Origin of the sequence: Methylorubrum podarium (assembly GCF_022179745.1) — a bacterium.
In the GTDB taxonomy this organism is placed as follows: Bacteria; Pseudomonadota; Alphaproteobacteria; order Rhizobiales; family Beijerinckiaceae; genus Methylobacterium; species Methylobacterium podarium.
In genome coordinates this window covers 1-5,385 of the sequence record NZ_BPRD01000019.1, presented here as the reverse complement: position 1 = coordinate 5,385, position 5,385 = coordinate 1, and the positions used below count along the sequence as shown (strand labels likewise).

Annotated in this window: 4 protein-coding genes and 1 pseudogene; 3 read left to right on the top strand and 2 right to left on the bottom strand. The window is 70.1% G+C overall.

Features of this window, described 5'->3' with window-relative positions; translation table 11 throughout:
* The coding region (locus tag MFF42_RS00960; RefSeq protein WP_238253628.1) for an efflux RND transporter permease subunit at window positions 1–1,905 on the top strand (1,905 nt) is incomplete at its 5' end.
* 19 nt (window positions 1,906–1,924) lie between these two features.
* Entirely contained in the window at window positions 1,925–2,401 is a 477-nt protein-coding gene (locus MFF42_RS00955; RefSeq protein ID WP_026105495.1) for a DUF411 domain-containing protein, read from the top strand.
* Window positions 2,402–2,414: 13 nt separating this feature from the next.
* Here the strand turns inward: MFF42_RS00955 and MFF42_RS00950 are convergent, their stop codons facing one another.
* Window positions 2,415–3,155 (bottom strand): NYN domain-containing protein, encoded by a 741-nt coding sequence (locus tag MFF42_RS00950; protein WP_003602898.1) that lies wholly within the window; start codon window positions 3,153–3,155, stop codon window positions 2,415–2,417.
* A gap of 184 nt (window positions 3,156–3,339) precedes the next feature.
* Window positions 3,340–3,534, bottom strand: a pseudogene (locus MFF42_RS00945) (MerR family transcriptional regulator); the annotation flags it as partial.
* 100 nt (window positions 3,535–3,634) lie between these two features.
* Here MFF42_RS00945 and MFF42_RS00940 point away from each other — a divergent pair.
* Window positions 3,635–5,385, top strand: a 1,751-nt coding sequence (locus MFF42_RS00940) for a heavy metal translocating P-type ATPase (RefSeq protein WP_238253627.1), incomplete at its 3' end; no start/stop codon positions are given.

Sequence of the window (5,385 nt, the reverse complement as noted above, 5' to 3'; positions counted from 1 at the left end):
CGGGTCGAGATCCTGGTCGAAGCGGCGGCAGAGGTCGGCCCGTCGCTGTTCTTCTCCCTCCTCGTGATCACGGTGAGCTTCCTGCCGATCTTCACCCTGGAGAGCCAGGAGGGGCGGCTGTTCGGGCCGCTCGCCTTCACCAAGACCTTCGCCATGGCGGCGGCGGCGCTCCTCTCGGTCACGCTGGTGCCGGCCCTGATGGTGCTGTTCGTGCGCGGGCGCATCGTCCCGGAGCACCGCAACCCGCTGAACCGGCTCCTCATCTGGCTGTACCTGCCTCTCATCGCCGGCGTTCTGCGAGCCCGACTCCTCACCATCCTGCTCGCCGTCGGCGTACTGGCCGCGACCGCTTGGCCGGCCCGGCAACTCGGATCCGAGTTCATGCCGGAGCTCGACGAAGGCACGCTGCTCTACATGCCGACGACCCTGCCGGGCATCTCGGTGACCAAGGCCGGCGAGCTCCTCGCCACCCAGGACCGCATCATCAAGAGCTTCCCCGAGGTGGCCTCGGTCTACGGCAAGGCTGGGCGCGCCAACACGGCCACCGACCCCGCGCCGATGGAGATGTTCGAGACGGTCATCGCCTTGAAGCCGAAGGCGGAGTGGCGCCCGGGCGTGACGCTCGCGAGCCTCAAGGCGGAGATGGACGCGGCCCTGCAGTTCCCGGGTGTGTCGAATGCCTGGACGCAGCCGATCCGCGCGCGCATCGACATGCTCTCGACGGGCATCCGCACCCCGGTGGGCGTGAAGGTGCTGGGCACCAACCTCAGGGCGATGGAGGGGGTCGCCCGCCAGGTGGAGACGGTGGTGCGGGCCGTGCCGGGCACGTCGAGCGCCTATGCCGAGCGGGTCATCGGGGGCTACTTCCTCGACATCACGCCGGACCGCGAAGCGCTCGGGCGCTACGGCCTGATGGTCGGGGACGTGCAGGACGTCGTCGCGACGGCCCTGGGTGGGCAGTCCGTGACGAACACGGTCGAGGGCCGCGAGCGCTACACCGTCAATGTGCGCTACCCGCGCGCCTTCCGCTCGGACCCAAGGGCCATCGCGACAGAGGTCCAGGTGCCGCTGCCGACCGGCGGCACGGTGCCGCTCGGTGAGGTGGCGAAGGTCGAGCTCACCCGAGGGCCGACCTCGATCCGCACCGAGAACGGGCATCTCGCGGTCTACCTCTTCGTCGACATCGCCGGGCGAGACCTCGGCGGCTACGTCGCCGAGGCGCGCAAGGCGGTGGCAGACGCGGTGCGGCTTCCCCAGGGCACGACCCTGCAGTGGAGCGGACAGTACGAGTACCTGGAGCGTGCGGAGGCGCGCCTCGCGGTCGTGGTGCCGCTGACGCTGCTGATCGTGTTCCTGCTGCTCTACCTGAACTTCCGGCGCCTGACCGAGACACTCATCGTGATGCTGTCGCTGCCTTTTGCCCTGGTCGGCGGGGTGTGGCTGCTCTGGTGGATGGGCTTCAACCTGTCGGTCGCTGTGGCGGTCGGCTTCATCGCCCTGGCTGGCGTCGCTGCCGAGACCGGGGTGATCATGCTGGTCTACCTCGACCACGCCCTCGACGAGGTCCGCGCCCAGTGCGAGCGCGAGGGACGCCCGCTCGCGCGCCCGGACCTGCGCCGGGCCATCATGGTCGGCGCGGTCGAGCGGGTCCGGCCCAAGATGATGACGGTCGTCGCCATCATGGCGGGCCTGCTGCCCATCCTCTGGAGTACCGGTTCAGGCTCCGAGGTCATGCAGCGCATCGCGGTGCCGATGATCGGCGGGATGGTCTCCTCGACCGTGCTGACCCTGGTGGTCATCCCGGCGGTCTACGCCCTGGTGAAGGGGCGGGGCCTGCCCCCGGCCGGCGCGGTCCGCGAGGGGACGGATGGTGAGGCGATGCGGCTGCCGCAGGCGGCCGAGTGAGAGCGAACGGTAGATGACGATGAGGAGCGATGCGATGCCATCCAGACGTACCGTGCTCGTGGGTTTGGCGGTGGGGCTGATGCTTGGACGGGGCGCCTTGGCGGAGGGGCCGCCGATGGTCGCGGTGACCAAGGACCCGAGCTGCGGCTGCTGCGAGAGATGGGTCACCCACCTGCGCGAGGCCGGCTTCACCGTCACCGTGACCGAGGGCCCGGTGAACCCGCTCAAGATCCGCCTGGGGGTGCCTCGCGAGCTTGCCTCCTGCCACACCGCCCAGGTCGGCGGCTACGTGATCGAGGGGCACGTCCCGGCCGGGGCGATCAAGCGGCTCCTCGCGGAGCGACCCGAGGGAATGGGTCTGGCCGTGCCAGGCATGCCGGTCGGTTCGCCCGGCATGGAGGTCGAGGACATGCAGCCTGATACCTACGACGTCGTCCTGTTTGGGAAGGACGGTCGGTCGACGTTCGCGCGGTACCGCGGCGGGGAACTAACCTGAGGCCACGGCGGATTCAGCGCTCGGGCATCGCCGCCGCCGGCGCGGCCGCCTTCGCCCCCGACTTGGGCGCGGGCTTCGGACGCTGGTCCCACATCACGTAGCCGGCCGGCGGGTCGTACTCGTGCGGGCGCATGACGGAGGCCTGCCCCTCCGCGGTGACGAGCCCCGGGAACAGCGCCCTCTCGATATGCTCCCGGTTAAGCGCGATCTTGTGCGGGGTGTGCGACAGGATGTGCTGCGAGTGGGTCCGGCCCGGGGGGCTGACGCTGACGAGCTTCTTGCCGGGAAAGCGCTTGGCGAACAGCTTGGCTGTCGCCGCCTGGTCCGTATCGGCGGTCAGGAGATATGCAGTATCCATGACGTCCTGTACTGCGTCGTCATAGACGCTAAGCGCGAGATTGATGTCCGTCGCCTTCTCGGTCGGCTTCTGCCAAGTGGAGCCACAGTCCCGGCACTTGGCGTCTTCATGGCTGAAGTGGCCGAGGACGGTCTCAACGCCGACCAGTTTGAGGGCGCGGACCAGGCGCTCGTGGCGGATTTTCTTGCTGTGATCGCCCGGGTAATAGGCCGTGCAGAACACGACGCGAACGAGCTCCTCCGACTGGCGCGAGATGATCGACTCCCCCAGCTTCCAGAAGTTGCACCACTTCAGAAAGGGCTCTCCTAAATCATTGACGGAATGATACAAATTGAAGCCATCGATGTAGAGTGCAGCCCGGATCCTGGATTTTCCCGCTTGACTATCCAGCTCCATGCACTCATATCCGATCCGTCAACGCTGAACGGTGCGCCGTCAGCAACCCATGGGTTCCGGCCCGTGTGAAGCCCACAGGTTCCAACCTGTGGGCTTCTTGGTTTCCGAGGCTGTTCTATCCTGAGTTCGCCTCGCGTAGTACTGTCTTTTTGTCTCTCGCGAGTTGACCGCGCCGGCCCTTCGGGTCCCGGATCTGCTCCACGGTGAAGCCGAGGGCGCGACCGCGGCGGATGAAGCTCAGCCGGCGCAGGTGTTCGGGCCCGTAGAGCCGGTAGTTGCCGCTCGACCGCGCCGGCGGGGGCAGCAACCCGACCTTCTCGTACCACCGGACCGTTTCGACACGGGTCTGCGTGGCCTCCGCGAGGCTGCCGATGGTCATGGAAGAAGCGCTCCGCACGGCCTTGACCCTGTAGTGACTACAGGGTGCATGTAGGGGGCCTTCCCAGTCCGGACCAGGAGCCCGGCGAACGGAGCGCACCATGAGCCAGGCCGCCGGCGCGGACCGCACATCCTTCCCCACGAACGGTCCGCAGGCCCTGCGCTACAGGGTCAAGGGCATGGACTGCCCGACCTGCGCCGGGAAGATCGAGACCGCCGTCTCCCGGCTGCCGGGCGTCGCGGACGTGCGCGTGAACTACGGCAGCCAAGTCCTCGACCTCGCGCTCGATGAGGCTGCGACGCCGAGGACCGAATTGGAGGGGCGTATCGAGCGCCTGGGCTACGGCGTCGCGCTGCTCCCCACGGCCGCGGACTTAGCCATGGCCCAAGCCTCGGGCGGCGCCCCGCCCGCCGGGACCGCGGAGGAGCCTGAGCCGCCGCTCTGGCGGAGCCGGAAGGCGCGGCTGGGCATCCTGATCGGCGCCCTGTTCGCCGCCGGCTTCCTGGTCGAGCGGATCGCGCCGGGCCTGGCGGGCGAGTACGCCTACTGGCCAGGGGCGCTCGTCGGGCTCGCCTATTACGGCCGCCGCGCGGCCGTGGCGGCGTTGGCCGGCACGCCCTTCTCCATCGAGATGCTGATGTCGGTCGCCACCGCGGGGGCGCTCGCCATCCACGCCGCCGAGGAGGCCGCCATCGTCGTGCTGCTCTTCACGGTCGGCGAGATGCTGGAGGTCGTGGCGGCGGGCCGGGCGCGTGCCGGCATCAAGGCGCTCGCCGCCCTGGTGCCGAAGACCGCCCGCCTCGTCGACGAGGCCAATGGCACCATCCGCGAGGTGGCCGCTGCGTCGCTGGCCATCGGGCAAGTCGTGGTCGTGAGGCCGGGCGACCGTGTGCCTGCCGACGGGGTGATCACCGACGGCGCGTCGAGCCTGGACGAGTCCCCCATCACTGGCGAATCGGTCCCGAAGCCCAAGGAGGTCGGCGACCCGGTCTACGCCGGCAGCGTCAACGCCGATGGCGCGCTCCAGGTCCGGGTCACAAAGACGGCGGCCGACAACACAGTCGCCCGCATCCTGCACCTCGTCGAGGAGGCGCAGGCGTCGAAGTCGCCCACGGCGCGCTTCATCGACCGGTTCAGCGCGGTCTACACGCCCATCGCGTTCGCGTTCGCGGCCGCCGTTGCGGTCGTGCCGCCGCTGCTCGGCGCCGATTGGGGCACCTGGATCTACCGGGGCCTGGCGCTCCTCCTCATCGCCTGCCCCTGCGCGCTGGTGCTCTCGACCCCCGCGGCCATCGCCTCCGGACTGGCCGCCGGTGCGCGACGCGGGCTGCTCGTCAAGGGCGGCGCCGCACTGGAGGTCATCGGGCGGGTGCACACGGTCGCGTTCGACAAGACCGGGACGCTGACCGCCGGACGGCCGCGGGTCTCGGACATCCTGGTCTTCGCCCCGGACGCGTCGGAGCGCTCGCTTCTCGGGTTGGCTGCCGCGGTCGAGAGCGGAAGCGGCCACCCCATCGCCCGGGCCATCCTCGACCGGGCGAGCGCGGACGGGGTGCCGCTGCGCCCGACGCGGGACGCCCGCGCCATCCCCGGCAAGGCGGTGTCGGCCACGGTGATGGGTCAGACGGTGCTCGTCGCCTCCCCACGCCACGCCGCCGAGAGCGCGCGGCTCGGCCCCGAGGCCGAGCGCGCGGTCGCGGACCTGGAAGCCGGCGGCAAGACGGTGGTCATCGTCGTCCGCGGCGCCGAGGCCTTGGGCGCCATCTCGGTCCGGGACGAGCCCCGCGCCGACGCGGCGGCCGGCATCTCGGCCCTGCGGAAGCTCGGCGTCCGCAGCGTGATGCTGACCGG